Raw genomic sequence first — 14955 nt, 5'->3', positions numbered from 1 at the left:
TCTCGGCTCACTCGCCGCGGTACAGCTCGCGCTTGTCGATGTAGCGCACCACACCGTCGGGCACCAGGTACCAGACCGGGTCACCCTTGGCGACCCGCGCACGGCAGTCCGTGGACGAGATGGCCAGGGCGGGGACCTCGACGAGCGAGACACCGCCCTCCGGAAGTCCCGGGTCGGTGAGGGTGTGGCCGGGCCGGGTGACCCCGATGAAGTGCGCGAGGGAGAACAGTTCGTCGGCATCGCGCCAGGTGAGGATCTGGCCGAGCGCGTCGGCGCCCGTGATGAAGAACAGGTCCGTTTCGGGGTTGAGGGCGCGCAGGTCGCGCAGGGTGTCCGTCGTGTAGGTAGGGCCACCGCGGTCGAGGTCGATGCGGCTGACCGAGAACTGCGGGTTCTCGGCGGTCGCGATGACCGTCATCAGGTAGCGGTCCTCGGCCGGCGACACACTGCGGTCGGACTTCTGCCACGGCTGCCCGGTCGGTACGAACACCACCTCGTCGAGGTGGAACTGCGCGGCGACCTCACTGGCCGCCACGAGGTGACCGTGGTGGATCGGATCGAATGTGCCGCCCATGACGCCGAGGCGGCGCTTGCCCGCGCTCGACGGGCCGTTGCCGGTCGCGCGCCGGAACGCCGGGCGGTTCTCCGTGTCGCGCGCCGGACGGCCGTCGGCGTTGTTCGCCGGGCCGGTAGGCATGTCCTGCTCTCCCATGCGTGCAGACCCTACCGGCCCGGCCTGAGAGCCCCGGCCGCAGCCTGACGGACCCTCCTGACCGGACTCAGCGGTCGCGGTTGAAACGGGTGGTGATCCACAGCAGGAGCAGCAGGATGAAGAGGGCGCCGCCACCGGTGACGTAGGGGCTGAGGCTCTCGTGGTTGCCGCCGTGCTCCTCGCCCTCGGCGGCAAGCGTGACCAACTGGGCTGCGGCGCTGTGGAAGCTCATCTTCGGCAGTACCTATTCGGTGAGGGCGGGATAAAGACGTCGGCTCATCGTAAGCGTGCCCGCCGACGGGGATCACGCCGACTCCGCGCAAGGGCCGGAGGGGAACTTCCGGCCCGTGTCAGTCGTCCTTCTGCTTGTACCCCCGCAGCACGAACCACGCGGTCAGGATGCAGCCGAAGAACATCACGATCAGCACGACCCGGAGCAGGTCGCCGGATCCGCCGGATCCCTGCTTCTCGGCGGCGCTCGCGGCCTGGGTGATCCAGTCGGTTACGGGGGTGTGGTCCATCGGATCGCTCCTTACGGTGTGCTGCCCCGCCACGGTATCTCCGCCTAGGCTGGGCCCCGCTTCGGGGGGCACATAGGGCAATCAGACGCATGGGGGAACACATGTCCGACGACAGCCACGAGAGCAACGGGCACGGGCCGGAGGGGTCCGAAGGGCACGAGCACGTACCCAGCAGGCAGCGCAGGAGCTTCCCGGGTATCTCCTCGCGGGCGTACGAGCATCCGGCGGACCGCTCCGCCCTCGTCGCCCTGCGCAAGCTCAGCGGGTTCGACACCGTCTTCAAGGCGCTCAGCGGACTGCTTCCGGAGCGCAGCCTGCGGCTGCTGTTCCTGTCCGACTCCGTGCGCGTCTCGGACCAGCAGTTCGTCCATCTCCACACCATGCTGCTGGACGCCTGCCAGATCCTGGACCTGGAGAAGGTCCCGCCGATGTACGTCAACCAGGATCCGCAGCCCAACGCGATGTGCATCGGCCTGGACGAGCCGATCATCGTCGTCACCACCGGTCTCGTCGAACTGCTCGACGAGGAGGAGATGCGGGCGGTCATCGGGCACGAGGTGGGACATGCCCTCTCCGGCCACTCCGTCTACCGGACCATCCTGCTCTTCCTGACCAACCTGGCCCTCCGCGTCGCCTGGATCCCGCTCGGCAACATCGCGATCATGGCGATCGTGACGGCTCTGCGCGAGTGGTTCCGCAAGTCGGAGCTGTCCGCGGACCGCGCGGGCCTGCTCGTCGGCCAGGACCTCAAGGCGTCGATGCGCGGCCTGATGAAGATCGCCGGCGGCAACCATCTGCACGAGATGAACGTGGACGCGTTCCTCGCCCAGGCCGATGAGTACGAGGCGGGGGGCGACCTGCGCGACTCCGTACTGAAGATCCTCAACGTCCTCCCGCGCACCCACCCCTTCACCACCGTGCGCGCCGCCGAGCTGAAGAAGTGGGCCGAGTCCCGCGACTTCCAGCGGCTCATGGACGGCCACTACCCGCGCCGCACCGAGGACAAGGACACCTCGGTCTCCGGCTCCTTCCGCGAGTCGGCGGCAAGCTACGCGACCAACGTCAAGAACTCCAAGGACCCCCTGATGAAGCTGGTCACAGACATCGCCGGAGGAGCAGGCGACCTGGGCGGCAGGGTAAGAAGGGGCTTCGGCGGCGCGAATTCATCCCCGGACAACTGAACCCACCCCCAGGGGCGCGGGGAACTGCGCGACAAGCCCCCACCGGCCCGCACCCGACAACGCACCCCACGCACCCCACGCACCCCAAACACCCTCACACCTTCGGCTGCACCCCCACCGCCAACGACCCGCACAGCGCCGTCGCACCCCCCGTGGCGTAAGGATCCGTCCCGGCCGGCCCACCCGCCTTGGCGGTCTGCCCGGCCAGCAGCGGCCGAAAGTAACCGACGGAGTCCTCCGCACAGGACAAGGGCCCGGCCTGGACATAGGAGACCACCAGCCGGGCCTGATGCATCCGCAGATCGTCACGGTCGAAGCTGAAGTGCAGCTCGCGCCGGACGGTGAACAGCGACGCCTTCGCCCGGGCGTCGGCCCCGGTCGGCTTCAGCGCGTACACAAAGGTGTGGTCCGAGGTGACCTCGAGGGTCTGCGAGTCGGTCTCGCTGACCCGCAGGGTCCCCCGCACCCGGATCCGGTCGTCGGCCAGCTGGGCGTGGGAGGGGTCGAAGCGGACCAGCCAGCCGGTGGGCTCGTGCCTGCCATCGGCCGCCGGGTGCTCGAAGCTCTGGTCGAACTGCTCGAGCTGGTCCGGATCGAGCATCACCCGCACGGCACGGACCTCGCTGCCGGCGAGCACCTCGGGATAGAGCGAGGACTCGACCAGGTAGTCCTTGGCGGCGGCCAGGGCGCTGACGACCTGGCTGTCCGAGAAGTGAGCGGTGCGCCGGGTGGCGGGCAGCGGGATTCCCTCGGCCCCCACACCGAACTGCGCCGCCGGACTCCTGGCGAACAGTTGTTCGGGATCGGTCGCGCCGGGCACGGCACCCTGCGGGGCGAGCGGGATGACGGTCATCCGCAGCGGCTCGGGCGACAACTCGGCCACGGGGCTCTCGTACGGGTTCCGTACGCCCATGTAGATCGCGGTGCCGAAGGCGACGGCGATCAGCACGACGAGGATCAGCACCTGCCGGGACAGCCCCCGGTGCAGTGGCTGGCGACGGCGTACGGCGGGTGCGTGATCGTCGAGACGCTCCTGGGCGGAGAACTCCTGGAGGCGGGCAGCACGGACGAACGACTCGTCGAAGACGACGGATCGGTACTCGTCCTCGCCGCCACCGGGGGCAGCCTCGGGTGTCCCCTCAGGTGGGTCTCCTGGTCCGCCCATACATTCAGAGTAGGTCTCCTGAAGCCCCGGTAAACGCCCCGCTGCTCCACAAGTTCTGACAGGTTCTCACCAGGAAGGAACAGGGCGCGGGGAGGTTTTGGTCAGGGCGTGCGCGGGATCGCCGAGACAGCCGGCTGGGAGTAGTCGGCCGAGGCCGAGGGACTCGCCCCGATACCGGTGCCGATGCCCGTGCCGATGGTCGCTCCGATGCCTGATCCGGTGCCCGTTCCCGACCCCGTTCCGCTGCCCTGCTCGAGGCCGGTCGAGGCGGGCGGCGGGACCTGTTCCTGACGGCTGGAGGACGCCCCCCGGTAGACCGCCGTGAACGCCAGCGCGACCATGCCGACCCCCATCACGAGGGCGAGCATCCAGGCGACCGGGCGGTGCCAGCGGGAGACCTGTTTGCCGTGCGGGCCCGGAGCGCCGTAGCGGCCCTCCAGGATCTCGGCGTCGTCCAGATCGTCGAGATCCGGGTCGTGGCCGAAATAGCCGGGGTCGTCGGGCCCGAAGCCGTCCTCGTAGCGCTCGTCGTCCCCTCTGAGGCCTCTGGCGTGCGCTCGGCGCGCCTCGGCCTCGGAGGCCTCCGCTCTCGCCTCTGCGGCGGCCAGGAGGCGTTCGACGGCGGTCGGCTCGTGCACCACGGCCGCCCGTACGAAGGCCTCGTCGAAGACCACGGAGGCGAACTCTTCGTCCGACACCCCGCGGTCGTGGTCGTCGTCGGGCTCCCAGCCGTCAGGGAAGAACGGCGTGCCCCCCACGTCCTCCGGCACGGATCCAGAGTAGACCGGGGGTGTCAATTTGGGCAGGCGGTAGGGAAATTCAGCTCCTGGATGAGAGGCGTTTCATGCCCCGCCGGCCGCCGTCGCGCGCCCCGGCGGCCGGACCCACGCGAGCGCACCCGTCAGCGGCGAATGTGCCCGTCACCGGTGACGATGTACTTGGTGCTGGTCAGCTCCGGCAGCCCCATCGGCCCGCGCGCGTGCAGCTTCTGCGTCGAGATCCCGATCTCGGCGCCGAAACCGAACTGACCGCCATCGGTGAATCGCGTCGACGCGTTGACGGCCACCGTGGTCGAGTCGACCAGCTGGGTGAAACGGCGTGCGGCCTGCTGCGAGGTCGTCACGATCGCCTCCGTGTGTCCGGAGGTCCACAGCCGGATGTGGTCGACGGCCCGGTCCAGCGAGTCGACGACGGCGGCGGCGATGTCGTACGACAGGTACTCGGTCTCCCAGTCCTCCAGAGTCGCCTCGAGGACCGTGGCCTTCGAGTCCTTCGCGTACGCCAGCACGCGCTCGTCGGCGTGCACGGTGACGCCTGCCTCGGCCAGCGCGTCCAGGGCGCGCGGCAGGAACTCGGGGGCGATGTCCTGGTGGACGAGGAGGGTCTCGGCCGCGTTGCAGACGCTGGGGCGCTGCGCCTTGGAGTTGAGCAGGATTTCGATCGCCATGTCGAGGTCGGCCTGCGCGTCCACGTACACATGGCAGTTGCCCGTGCCGGTCTCGATGACGGGGACGGTCGACTCCTGGACGACGGTCTGGATCAGGGAGGCGCCGCCGCGCGGGATGAGCACGTCGACCAGGCCTCGGGCGCGCATCAGCTCCGTCACGGACTCGCGGCCCTCGCCGGGTACGAGCTGCACGGCGTCGGCGGGCAGGCCGGCCCCGCCGACGGCGTCGCGCAGCACCCGTACCAGGGCGGTGTTCGACGCGATCGCGGAGGACGAGCCGCGCAGCAGGACCGCGTTGCCCGACTTCAGGCAGAGCGCGGCGGCGTCGACCGTCACGTTGGGGCGGGCCTCGTAGATGATGCCGACGACGCCCAGCGGGACGCGGACCTGGCGCAGGTCGATGCCGTTGGGGAGGGTCGAGCCGCGGACGACCTCGCCGACCGGGTCGGGCAGCGCCACCACGTCCCGTACGTCGGAGGCGATCGCGCGCACCCGCTCCGGGGTGAGCGTCAGCCGGTCGATGACCGTCTCGCTGGTGCCGGCCTCGCGCGCGCGGGCGATGTCCTTGGCGTTGGCCTCGACGATTTCGCTCGTACGGACCTCCAGCGCGTCCGCGATGGCGAGGAGCGCGTCGTCCTTCTCGGCCCTCGGGAGGGGGGCGAGGTCGGCGGCGGCGGCCTTGGCGCGGTAGGCGGCCTGGGTGACCGGGGACATCGAGTCGTACGGCGAAAGCGTGGTCATGGGGGAAGCGTAGTGCGCCGGGCACAGCCGTCCAGCGGCTATCCCAAACCCCGAGACAAGGCCCTGAGACCCCGCAAAAGGGTGACCTCACAGGGTGGCCTCGGTGCGGTCAGAAGGGGTGGACGCCCACCGGGGTCGCCGGCAGTGGGCCGAAGCCCTCGGCGATGCGGTAGTGGTAGGTCTCACGGTCGATGACCTCCAGGCCGACGATCTCCCAGGGCGGCAGCTTCGCGGTCTGGCGGTGCTCGCCCCACAGCCGCAGGGCGACGGCCGCGGCGTCGTGCAGGTCGCGGGCCTCCTCCCAGTAGCGGATCTCCGCGTGGTCGTTGGCGTATCTGCTGGTCAGCAGGAAGGGGTGGTCGTTGGCGAGCTGTTCCAGGCCGCGCCGGACCTCCTTCAGCGGGGCCTCGGCGCCGGAGACGCTGAGGGTGACGTGCCACAGACGCGGCACGTCCTTCGGCTCCTCGTACGTCTCCTCGTAGCGGGCGCCGGCCGCGACGCTGGTCAGGGCGCGCTCCTCGCCCACCTTGCGGGCGGCGGCTCCACCGCGGGACGCCGCCGCCCCAGAGCGCACTCGTCTCACGACGGCCTCCTTTACCCGATGGTCGTGCGGAATCTCCCTGAAACAGAGAGAAGCAGGTACGCACGCTTCGTGGGGCACTTTTGCGGAACGTCCACCTCACGGCGGGCGGATTTGCGGGGCGTTCCCCCTGTTTTCGGCCTTTGCGGGACTGCGGTGAGGAAGACGGGCAACGAGGGCGGAAGGTTGCCTCAGGGGTTCAGGATGACGAGGTCGTCCCGGTGCACGACCTCGCGCTCGTACGCGGGACCCAGTTCGCGGGCCAGTTCGCGGGTCGAGCGGCCGATCAGCTGGGGGATCTCCTTGGCGTCGAAGCTGACGAGCCCGCGTGCGATCGCGTGGCCCGCGCTGTCGCGCAGCTCGACGGGGTCACCGGCGACGAACTCGCCCTCGACGCCGGCGATCCCGGCCGGCAGCAGCGACTTGCGGCCCTGGACGACCGCCCGCACGGCGCCGTCGTCGAGGGTGAGCGAGCCCTGCGGGGTGGAGGCGTGCTGGAGCCAGAGGAGGCGGTCGGCGGAGCGTCTGCCGGTGGCGTGGAAGTAGGTGCCCGTGTCCCGGCCCGCGAGGGCGTCGGCGGCGTGCACCGCACTTGTCAGGACCACCGGGATCCCGGCGGCGGCGGCGATCCGGGCGGCCTCGACCTTGGTGACCATGCCGCCGGTGCCGACGCCGGCCTTGCCCGCGCTGCCGATGTCGACATGGGCGAGGTCCGCCGGTTCGCGTACCTCGGCGATCCGTGCCGTACCGGGCTTGCTGGGGTCGCCGTCGTACACGCCGTCGACGTCGGACAGCAGGACGAGGAGGTCGGCGCGGACGAGGTGGGCGACGAGGGCGGCGAGGCGGTCGTTGTCGCCGAAGCGGATCTCGTCCGTGGCGACGGTGTCGTTCTCGTTGACGACCGGGAGCGCGCCCATCGCGAGGAGCTTGTCGAGGGTGCGTGAGGCGTTGCGGTGGTGGGCGCGGCGGCTGGTGTCGTCGGAGGTCAGCAGGACCTGGCCGACGCGGATGCCGTAGCGCGCGCAGGAGGCGGTGTAGCGGGCGACGAGGAGTCCCTGCCCGACGCTGGCGGCGGCCTGCTGGCGGGCCAGGTCCTTGGGGCGCCGGCGCAGACCGAGGGGGGCGAGACCTGCGGCGATGGCACCGGAGGAGACGAGGACGATCTCCTTCTCGCCGCCGCTGCGGCTCTTGGCGAGTACGTCGACGAGCGCGTCCACCCGGTCGGCGTCGAGACCGCCGGTCGCGGTCGTCAACGACGAGGAACCCACTTTGACGACGATCCTGTGGGCCTCTGCGACGGCCTGCCTTGCCCCTGCCACCTGCGTGCTGTCCCCTCGGGTCGGCCGGCCCGGACTGCCCGGCCGCACTGAGCCGCAATTTACGCGAAGGGGGCCGGGTACCGCTCGTCGGTCCAGCACGCGGACTCGGGGATCCCACGTGATCGTGCGCGATTTCGGCGACGGCCCGGTCGGCCGGCGGCCGGCCCGAGACCAGTGATCGTCTGCCGCCCTTTTCTGGCCGTACAGTCGATTTCTCTGGCAACATCCCCCCGACAAGCGCCAGTTCGATCACCGACAGCGGTGTCCGGCGCCCATGTGCCAGGGGGAACCATGAACTTCACGCGCCGCCGACCAGCTCGCGGAGCGGACCGTCTCACCGCGGTCCTCGCCGCGCTCTCGCTCGCCGCCGGGCTCCAACTGGGCCTGGCCGGCGACGCGTCCGCCGCCGTCACCGCAGGCCCGGTCTTCAACAACCCGACCGGGACCGTCGCCGAACAGCAGGCCATCCGCACCCGGCTCCTCGACTACATCGGCCAGTCGCCGTCCGGCTCGTCCATCAAGGCCTCGGTCTACCACCTCTGGGACAAGGGCCTCGCCCAGGCCCTGGCCGACGCCCGCACCCGGGGCGTCAAGGTGCAGGTGATGCTGGACGAGAGCTCCGTCAGCGACATCGACGGCGAGCCCTCGTACCCCGTCCTGGCCTCGGCCCTCGGCACCGATCTCACCCAGGACTCGTTCGTCGGCCTGTGCCCGGTCGACAAGTCGTGCCTGGGCCGGCCCGACCAGGGCGCCTCGATCAACCACAACAAGTTCTGGCTGTTCTCGCAGCTCGACGGCGCGAGCAACGTCGTCGTGCAGTCCTCGGCGAACATGACGCCGTCCAGCTACAGCCGCTTCTGGAACGACGCGTACGTCCTGCCGAACAACGCGGCGATCTACACCGCGTACAGCGACTACTTCGGCAAGCTGGTCGGCAAGGACTGGGCGAACTGGCGGTACACCTCCACCACCAGCAGCCCGTACAAGGCGTACTTCTTCCCGCGCCCCGCGAACGACCCCTCCCCCGGTGACACCGTCACCGCCGTTCTCGACAACGTCACCTGCGCCTACACCGAGGGCGGCACGGCCAAGCAGACCAAGGTCCGGGTCGGGATGTTCAAGCTCACCCGGCTGGCCGTGGCGCAGAAGCTGGTCGCGCTGCAGAAGGCCGGCTGCCAGGTCGACATCGTCTACTCGGAGACGGACAGCGGCAGTTCGAGCGGCACCTGGGAGACCCTGCACGCCTCCGGCGGCCCTGCCCTGCGCTGCTACAACTGGGACGACGACAACAACGCGAACACCGCCGCGCGCATCATCCACTCCAAGTACCTGCTGATCGAGGGCAAGTACGACGGCACGGCCAGCCAGAAAATCCTGTGGACCGGCAGCCACAACTACAGCGGCCCGGCTCTCACCAAGAACGACGAGGCGCTCCTGAAGGTCGACAGCAACGCCGACCACGACGCCTATGTCACCGCCTTCAACGCGGCCAAGGCGGCGGCGATCCCGGGCACGGCCGACAACACGAACGCCTGCAAGGGACTGACCACCACGCCCGAGGCCTGACCGGACACGTACGAGAGGCCCGTACCGAGGGGTGATCCCCGGGACGGGCCTCTCTGCAATGAACAACGACCACGCGTCAGCTCCGCGCTGCCGCCGCCTGCCGCTTCTGACCGGCGTTGCGTGCCTCGGCCTTCGCCGTGAGGTCCGCCGTCGCGGTGTTGAACTGCTCGATGGACGGCGGCTCGTCCGGTCCGAGCAGATACCGCTTGAGTTCCGCGCGCTCACCGGCCAGCGGATCGGCCGCCGGGTCGCGCACCGCGTCCAGCAGCAGGCCCAGCTCCTGGGCGCTGTTGCCGAGGATCACGGCGGCGCGTACGGCGGTGTTCTGCCGCTTGAACTCCTCCGCGCCCAGCGCCGCCGAGTCCGTCACGGCGTACGGCTTGCCGCTCGCGATGAAGTCGGAGACGACGCTGGAGATGTCGGAGACCATCGCGTCGGACACGTTGAAGCAGTCGTAGAGCCGGGGTTCGGCGCCCGTGACGACCCGGTGCTCCCCGGCGCTGAACGAACGCCAGTACGCGTCGTTCCACTCGGTGCGCAGCTTCGCGATCTCCTCGTGCCGCTCCACGTCGACGACCCCGTCCCGGGACGCCTCCGCCTCGTCGCCCTTCTCCCCGGCGGGCCCGGCCAGTTCGGCGAGCCGCGCCTCGATCCGTACGAGGTCGGCCTTGGCGCGCGTCTGTTCGTCGACGTCGCCCAGGAAGCGCGGGTCGGCGGCCCGTTCGACGGCGGCCTTCTCGACCAGCGCGGTGATCCGCTGGTGGGCGGCCCCGGCCTCTTCGCTGCGGGTGCCGGTGAAGGGGTGCGGCTTGTACAGCACCCGGACGGGCGGGTCGGCCGCCACCAGCTCGCGCACGATGTTCTCGCCGGCGAGGAGGAGGGAGGTGTTGCCGGGGTCGTCGTCCCAGCCCTCCCAGGTGGGCGCGTAGAGGACGGTCGGGATGCGCCCGTCCGTCGGCGCCCCCAACGGCCCGCGGATCGGCGCCAGTTGGGGTCGTCCGACCTCGACGATGTCCTCGTCCCGGACACCCACGTCGGCGATCGCGTACCGGTCGCGTCCGGCCCGCCCGGCGACCCACACCTCGTCGTAGGCCTTGCTGAACGGGTTCACGCTGGCGATCTTGTCGCTGTCGCCGTGCCCGATGAAGACGTGCTTCATGGTCGGTACGCGCAGCAGGTGGATGTTCTTGCCGACGTTGGCCGCGTAGAGCGCGACCCGGACCGTGCGCAGGTCCAGGTTCATCAGATGGATGCCGCCGGGCACACAGATCACGGGGACGGTCGTGGGCGCGAGGTTCTGCAGGATGACGCGTTCCCGCAGGACGATCAGGGGCCGGGTGTCCAGCTGCTCCATCGTCTCCAGCCACATGTTGACCTGGTACGCGGAGTCCTTGGAACCGGAGAAGTACAGCACCGTCTGCGGCCGGTACTCCCGCAGCCACGCGTCGGTCGCGGCGAGCACCGTCTCCGCGTCCGGTGGGATGCGGCGCCCGCGGACGTAGGGCGCGAGGGCGACCACGTACAGGAACGCCAGTCCGAGGGTGACACCGACGCCGATCATGCCGAACGCCGTCGAACCCGACTCGGCGGTGACCAGGATGCCGGTCAGCGCGGCCAGGTCGAGGTGGAGCATCTTCTCGGTGGAGCGGTTCAGCAGGAAGCGCGGCGGGGCGTCCGGGATGGCGATGCGCGAGGCCAGATCGACGTTGCGGGTGGCCACCGGCATCCGGCGGCGGTTGCGGATCAGCGTGACCAGGGCGCCCTGGGGGGCCTGGAAGCCGTAGAACGCGATGAAGCAGGCGATCGCCGCGTAGAAGATCATGCTCCGGGAGAGGTCCAGGCGGGCCAGCAGCAACAGCACCAGCAGCTCTCGGACCAGGAACCGGATGGAGACGCCCGCGCGCACCTTGCTGAGGCGGTTGACCAGATAACTGCCCCGGTGGTGCAGATAGTTGTCCGCCAGGTACGTCACTGCGGCGGCGACGGCGAAAGCGGGCACGCTCGGGAGGAGCGCGGCCAGCATGAGACAGGGGAAGCCCAGCATCATGAGGACCGCCGCGGCCAGTTCGGCCGGGCTGCCCACCCGGGCGACGCGAATAGCAGTGGAAATCAAGGAGAACCTGTATCTGGGAAAGTACCCGGGAACGATCTGGAATTACTCGGGAATTGTCTGGGTGTCTGTCCGGCAGTGTTCTTGTGAATGTGCTGTGGACTTTATGCCAGGTCCTCGTTCTGCCGGTCGAGAACGCTTGCGAGCGCCTGTTCGAAGCCGGAGGCCCGGCCGGCCGCGGCCGTCGGGTCCTGCTGGCGGACGTCGATGACATGCCCGGTCAGCTCGGAGAGCAGCACGTCCAGCGAGGTACGGGCGACCGCCTCGGAGGACAGCAGCGAACCGGCGGGCTCCTCGCCGAAGGCCTTGGTACGCATCGGCGTGGCCGTGCGCTCCGGGTTGACGCAGTTGACGCGGACGCCGTCGGCGGCCCATTCGTCCGACAGGGCCTGGGTGAGGTTCACCATCGCGGCCTTGGTGGAGGAGTAGAGGCTGTACTCGGCGCGTCCGCGCGTGTAGCTGCTGGAGGTGTAGAGGAGCAGCTGGCCCTTGGTCTCGGCGAGGTACTTGTAGGCCGACCGGGCGATCTGCACGGGGGCGAGGTAGTTGACCTTCAGCGCTTCCTCGATCGTCGCGTTGTCGGTCTCGGCGAGCTTGCCGATCCGCAGTACGCCGGCCGTGTTGACGACGTAGTCGATGCGCCCGGTCGCGGAGTACGCCCTGGACAGCGCGTCGTCGACCTCCTCGGGGTTCTCGACGTGCGTGCCGGTGGTCGACCGTCCGAGGGCGTACACCTTGGCGCCGTACCCCTCGGCCAGCTCGGCGATGTCCTTGCCGATGCCGTAGGACCCGCCGAAGACGACAAGGGTTTTTCCGGTGAGCAACTCGCGGTAGGCGTCCTCGCCCATCTGTTCGGGAGTGGCGGCGGAGGCGAGCTGGAAGAGCTTGTCGGCGATGAACACATCGACGGGCTGGGTGACCTTCATGTTGTACTCGTCGCCCGCGACGACATGGATCGGTACGTCGGGCAGGTACCGCAGCACCACCGAACAGTCGTCCGTGGCCTGGAAGTTGGGGTCGCCCGCCGCCACCTCGTAGGCCCGCCGGATGGTCGACAGCTTGAACGCCTGAGGCGTCTGACCGCGCCGCAGCCGCGACCGGTCCGGAATCTCGGTGATGAACTCACCGTCTTCACCATGCGTACGCGTGACGATGATCGTATCGGCGGAGGGAATGGCCACATCGACGGCCTGGTACCGCTCAAGGGCGGTCACACAGTCGTCGATGACCCGCTGGGACAGCAGCGGCCGTACGGCGTCATGGAACAGGACATTGCGGTCCTCACCCTCCTCCAGCCCCTCCCCCAGGGCCTCGATGGCCCGCTCGGTGGTGTCGTTGCGGGTGGCACCGCCCTCGATGATCCGGGTGACCTTCTTGAAACCGGCCTTGGCGACGATCTTCTCGACGTCCGCGACATAGCCCGGCGCCATCAGCACGATGACGTCGTCGATCGACTCCGCCTGCTCGAACGTGCTCAGGGTGTGCTCGATGACCGCCTTGCCCGCGATCTTCAGCAACTGCTTCGGAATCGACAGACCCACCCGCTGACCGGTGCCGCCCGCGAGGACGACGGCGGTGGTGCGGGGCTTGGCTTTGCGCTGGGACACGGGCGACCTACCTCGGGGCAACGGAGAACCCTGAAATCGTCCCATCTGCGGTTACCGCAGTGCAAGGTGAGCGCCCTCCGTGGCATATCTGCGCGCAACCCGTTATTCACCGGAAATTGTTCCGGTGATTTTGCTTACGGTCTACTTACTCGACCGTGAGTCAGACCTTCCGCACTCCCGGTTTCCCGGACTCCACATGGAGTTTCGCGAGGGTCCGGGAGGCGGAGGTGGGCCTGGTCACGGTGTCGGCGATCCGGACCTGGGCGTCGATGCCCGTGCGCCGGATGTCGAACAGGTGGTAGCCGCGGTGGTTGTCGATGACCTTCCAGTGCGGATTGTCACCCATCCGAGCGTCCCACTCGTTGTGGAAGGCGACAGGGTCCTGGTCACCGCCGCTCGATATGGACGTACCGACGAACTCGGAACCGACCACCGCCGAGCCGGGATCAGCGAAGTCCCGCTTGAGGTCGCTGATCATGGTGACATGCCGGTCCCCGGAGAGCACGACGGGATTGCGGACATTCGCGAACTCGGCGAGCAGGGCGTTGCGTTCGACCTGGTAGCCGTCCCAGGAGTCGTAGTACCAGAGCTTGCCGTCGCCGATCTTGAGGTCGGTCTCGGCCATCATGATCTGCGAGGCGATGAGGTTCCACCGGGCCTGCGACCCGCGCAGACTGCTGAGCAGCCACTGCTTCTGCGCGGCGCCGAGCATGGTCATCGCCGGGTCCATGGCACCGGCCTGGCTGCTGGCCTGGTCACTGCGGTACTGCCTGGTGTCAAGCACATTGAGCCGCACGAGCAGCCCGAAGTCGAGCCGCCGGTGCATCCGTATGTGGGGGCCGTTGGGTATCGCCGCCGCCCGCACGGGCATGTGCTCGTAGTAGGCCTGGTAGCCGGCGGCGAGCCGGGCGGCGAACGCCTCCGGCGTCTGCTTGTCGGGGTCCTGCGGGATGTCCCCGGCGAAGTCGTTGTCGATCTCGTGGTCGTCGAAGGTGACGACGAAGGGCGCGGCGGCGTGCATCGCCTTGAGGTGCGGATCGCTGCGGTACTGGGCGTACCGGTTGCGGTACTGCACAAGGCTGTACGGCTCACCGCTGCCCTCGTGTCTGCGTACGCCGGTGCTCGCGGGCGTCGACTCGTAGATGTAGTCGCCGACGAAGACGACGAGGTCCGGGTCCTGGACGCGCATGTCGGCGTACGGGGTGAAGTAGCCGTGCTGCCAGTTCTGGCAGGACGCGAGCGCGACCCGCAGACGGTTGCCGTAGGCGAACTGCCGGGGCGCCGTGCGGGTACGCCCCACCGGCGAGATCTGCCCGCTGGTCCGGAACCGGTACCAGTAGTGCCGCTCCGGAAGCAGCCCCCGGACATCCGCGTGAACGCTGTGCCCGAACTCGGGCCGGGCCCAGGCGTACCCGCTCCTGACCTTGCGCCGGAACCGGGGGTCGTCGGATATCTGCCACTCGACGACAACAGCCCGGTCGGGCATCCCGCCCCCGTGGAGCGGATCGGGAGCGAGCCGGGTCCACAGCACGACCCCGTCGGGCAGCGGGTCCCCGGAGGCGACCCCGAGGCTGAACACCCCGGCGGGCAACGGCGTCTGCGCGGCCCGCGCGGTCCCCGCCATCAGAAGCTGCCCGGAAGCGGCAGCCCCGACAGCGGTCAAAAACCGACGCCTGCCGGTCAAAACAACACCACTCACCGTCGAACTCCGTGCCTGGGAGGCCTCTTGGACCTTCGGAAGATCAGACGGAGATCATAGAAAACGAAGTTCGCGGCGAGTCAGGCGGGGCATTCCCTTTTCAGCCCACCCAGGCATTCCCAGCCCGTCCGGCGTTTGAGGACGAGCGCGTCCAGCGCGAAAGGGGGGTCTGGGGGCACAGCCCCCAGGAACGGGATGGGACGGGTAGGGGCGGCGGGGGCGAAAAAGCCCCCCCCCCCCCCCCCCCCCCCCCGGGACAGGATGGGACGGGTAGGGGCAAATACACCGAGGGCGGGAAACCCCCCCC

Annotated in this window: 13 protein-coding genes; 2 read left to right on the top strand and 11 right to left on the bottom strand. The window is 69.4% G+C overall.

Going from position 1 to position 14955, the window contains the following annotated elements; genetic code table 11:
- Nucleotides 1–7 precede the first annotated feature (7 nt).
- The 3 genes from nadD to ABZ855_RS29270 form a co-directional block, all read right to left on the bottom strand.
- Nucleotides 8–712 carry a nicotinate-nucleotide adenylyltransferase gene (gene nadD, locus ABZ855_RS29280; RefSeq protein ID WP_360811869.1) on the bottom strand — a complete coding sequence of 235 codons (705 nt, stop codon included), beginning with the start codon at nt 710–712 and terminating at the stop codon, nt 8–10.
- 67 nt (nt 713–779) lie between these two features.
- Nucleotides 780–944 carry a hypothetical protein gene (locus ABZ855_RS29275; RefSeq protein ID WP_006376185.1) on the bottom strand — a complete coding sequence of 55 codons (165 nt, stop codon included), beginning with the start codon at nt 942–944 and terminating at the stop codon, nt 780–782.
- 118 nt (nt 945–1062) lie between these two features.
- The gene (locus ABZ855_RS29270; RefSeq protein WP_360811867.1) at nt 1063–1233 is read right to left on the bottom strand and encodes a hypothetical protein; all 171 of its coding nucleotides are present in this window, start codon (nt 1231–1233) and stop codon (nt 1063–1065) included.
- Between the two features lie 101 nt (nt 1234–1334).
- Here ABZ855_RS29270 and ABZ855_RS29265 point away from each other — a divergent pair, with 101 nt between their 5' ends.
- Complete coding sequence (locus ABZ855_RS29265) at nt 1335–2414, top strand: M48 family metallopeptidase (protein WP_360811865.1); 1080 nt, start codon at nt 1335–1337, stop codon at nt 2412–2414.
- A 94-nt stretch (nt 2415–2508) separates the two neighbouring features.
- On the opposite strand, the gene ABZ855_RS29260 is transcribed toward ABZ855_RS29265, so the two are convergent.
- The 5 genes from ABZ855_RS29260 to proB form a co-directional block, all read right to left on the bottom strand.
- Nucleotides 2509–3579, bottom strand: coding sequence for a hypothetical protein (locus tag ABZ855_RS29260; RefSeq protein WP_360811863.1), 1071 nt, complete (start codon nt 3577–3579; stop codon nt 2509–2511).
- A 101-nt stretch (nt 3580–3680) separates the two neighbouring features.
- Nucleotides 3681–4376 carry a hypothetical protein gene (locus tag ABZ855_RS29255; protein WP_360811861.1) on the bottom strand — a complete coding sequence of 232 codons (696 nt, stop codon included), beginning with the start codon at nt 4374–4376 and terminating at the stop codon, nt 3681–3683.
- Between the two features lie 104 nt (nt 4377–4480).
- Nucleotides 4481–5767 carry a glutamate-5-semialdehyde dehydrogenase gene (locus ABZ855_RS29250; RefSeq protein WP_360811859.1) on the bottom strand — a complete coding sequence of 429 codons (1287 nt, stop codon included), beginning with the start codon at nt 5765–5767 and terminating at the stop codon, nt 4481–4483.
- Nucleotides 5768–5876: 109 nt separating this feature from the next.
- The gene (locus ABZ855_RS29245) at nt 5877–6341 is read right to left on the bottom strand and encodes a hypothetical protein (RefSeq protein WP_360812071.1); all 465 of its coding nucleotides are present in this window, start codon (nt 6339–6341) and stop codon (nt 5877–5879) included.
- Between the two features lie 197 nt (nt 6342–6538).
- Nucleotides 6539–7666: a glutamate 5-kinase gene (gene proB / locus ABZ855_RS29240; protein WP_360811857.1), complete on the bottom strand. Its 1128-nt coding sequence runs from the start codon at nt 7664–7666 to the stop codon at nt 6539–6541.
- 291 nt (nt 7667–7957) lie between these two features.
- On the opposite strand from proB, the gene ABZ855_RS29235 reads away from it, so the two are divergent.
- Nucleotides 7958–9232: a phospholipase D-like domain-containing protein gene (locus ABZ855_RS29235; protein ID WP_360811855.1), complete on the top strand. Its 1275-nt coding sequence runs from the start codon at nt 7958–7960 to the stop codon at nt 9230–9232.
- Between the two features lie 76 nt (nt 9233–9308).
- Here the strand turns inward: ABZ855_RS29235 and ABZ855_RS29230 are convergent, their stop codons facing one another.
- The 3 genes from ABZ855_RS29230 to ABZ855_RS29220 all read right to left on the bottom strand — a co-directional run bounded on the left by ABZ855_RS29230 (nt 9309) and on the right by ABZ855_RS29220 (nt 14573).
- Entirely contained in the window at nt 9309–11345 is a 2037-nt protein-coding gene (locus tag ABZ855_RS29230; protein WP_360811853.1) for a hypothetical protein, read from the bottom strand.
- Between the two features lie 101 nt (nt 11346–11446).
- On the bottom strand, nt 11447–12949 hold the full coding sequence (locus ABZ855_RS29225) for a bifunctional cytidylyltransferase/SDR family oxidoreductase (RefSeq protein ID WP_360811851.1): 1503 nt from the start codon (nt 12947–12949) through the stop codon (nt 11447–11449).
- A 160-nt stretch (nt 12950–13109) separates the two neighbouring features.
- Nucleotides 13110–14573, bottom strand: coding sequence for an alkaline phosphatase D family protein (locus tag ABZ855_RS29220; protein WP_360811849.1), 1464 nt, complete (start codon nt 14571–14573; stop codon nt 13110–13112).
- Nucleotides 14574–14955: the final 382 nt, after the last annotated feature.

The sequence above is a fragment of the Streptomyces sp. NPDC047042 genome, assembly GCF_040644035.1.
Taxonomy (GTDB): domain Bacteria; phylum Actinomycetota; class Actinomycetes; order Streptomycetales; family Streptomycetaceae; genus Streptomyces.
The sequence above is the reverse complement of the archived record's forward strand: the minus strand, read 5'-3'. Positions and strand labels throughout refer to the sequence as shown.

Excerpts from the sequence above, each read along its gene's own strand:
- nadD (WP_360811869.1), bottom strand. The coding sequence starts at position 712 with ATGGGAGAGCAGGACATGCCTACCGGCCCGGCGAACAACGCCGACGGC.
- ABZ855_RS29220 (WP_360811849.1), bottom strand. The coding sequence starts at position 14,573 with ATGGCGGGGACCGCGCGGGCCGCGCAGACGCCGTTGCCCGCCGGGGTG.
- ABZ855_RS29260 (WP_360811863.1), bottom strand. The coding sequence starts at position 3,579 with ATGGGCGGACCAGGAGACCCACCTGAGGGGACACCCGAGGCTGCCCCC.
- ABZ855_RS29270 (WP_360811867.1), bottom strand. The coding sequence starts at position 1,233 with ATGGACCACACCCCCGTAACCGACTGGATCACCCAGGCCGCGAGCGCC.
- ABZ855_RS29235 (WP_360811855.1), top strand. The coding sequence starts at position 7,958 with ATGAACTTCACGCGCCGCCGACCAGCTCGCGGAGCGGACCGTCTCACC.
- ABZ855_RS29275 (WP_006376185.1), bottom strand. The coding sequence starts at position 944 with ATGAGCTTCCACAGCGCCGCAGCCCAGTTGGTCACGCTTGCCGCCGAG.
- ABZ855_RS29265 (WP_360811865.1), top strand. The coding sequence starts at position 1,335 with ATGTCCGACGACAGCCACGAGAGCAACGGGCACGGGCCGGAGGGGTCC.
- ABZ855_RS29250 (WP_360811859.1), bottom strand. The coding sequence starts at position 5,767 with ATGACCACGCTTTCGCCGTACGACTCGATGTCCCCGGTCACCCAGGCC.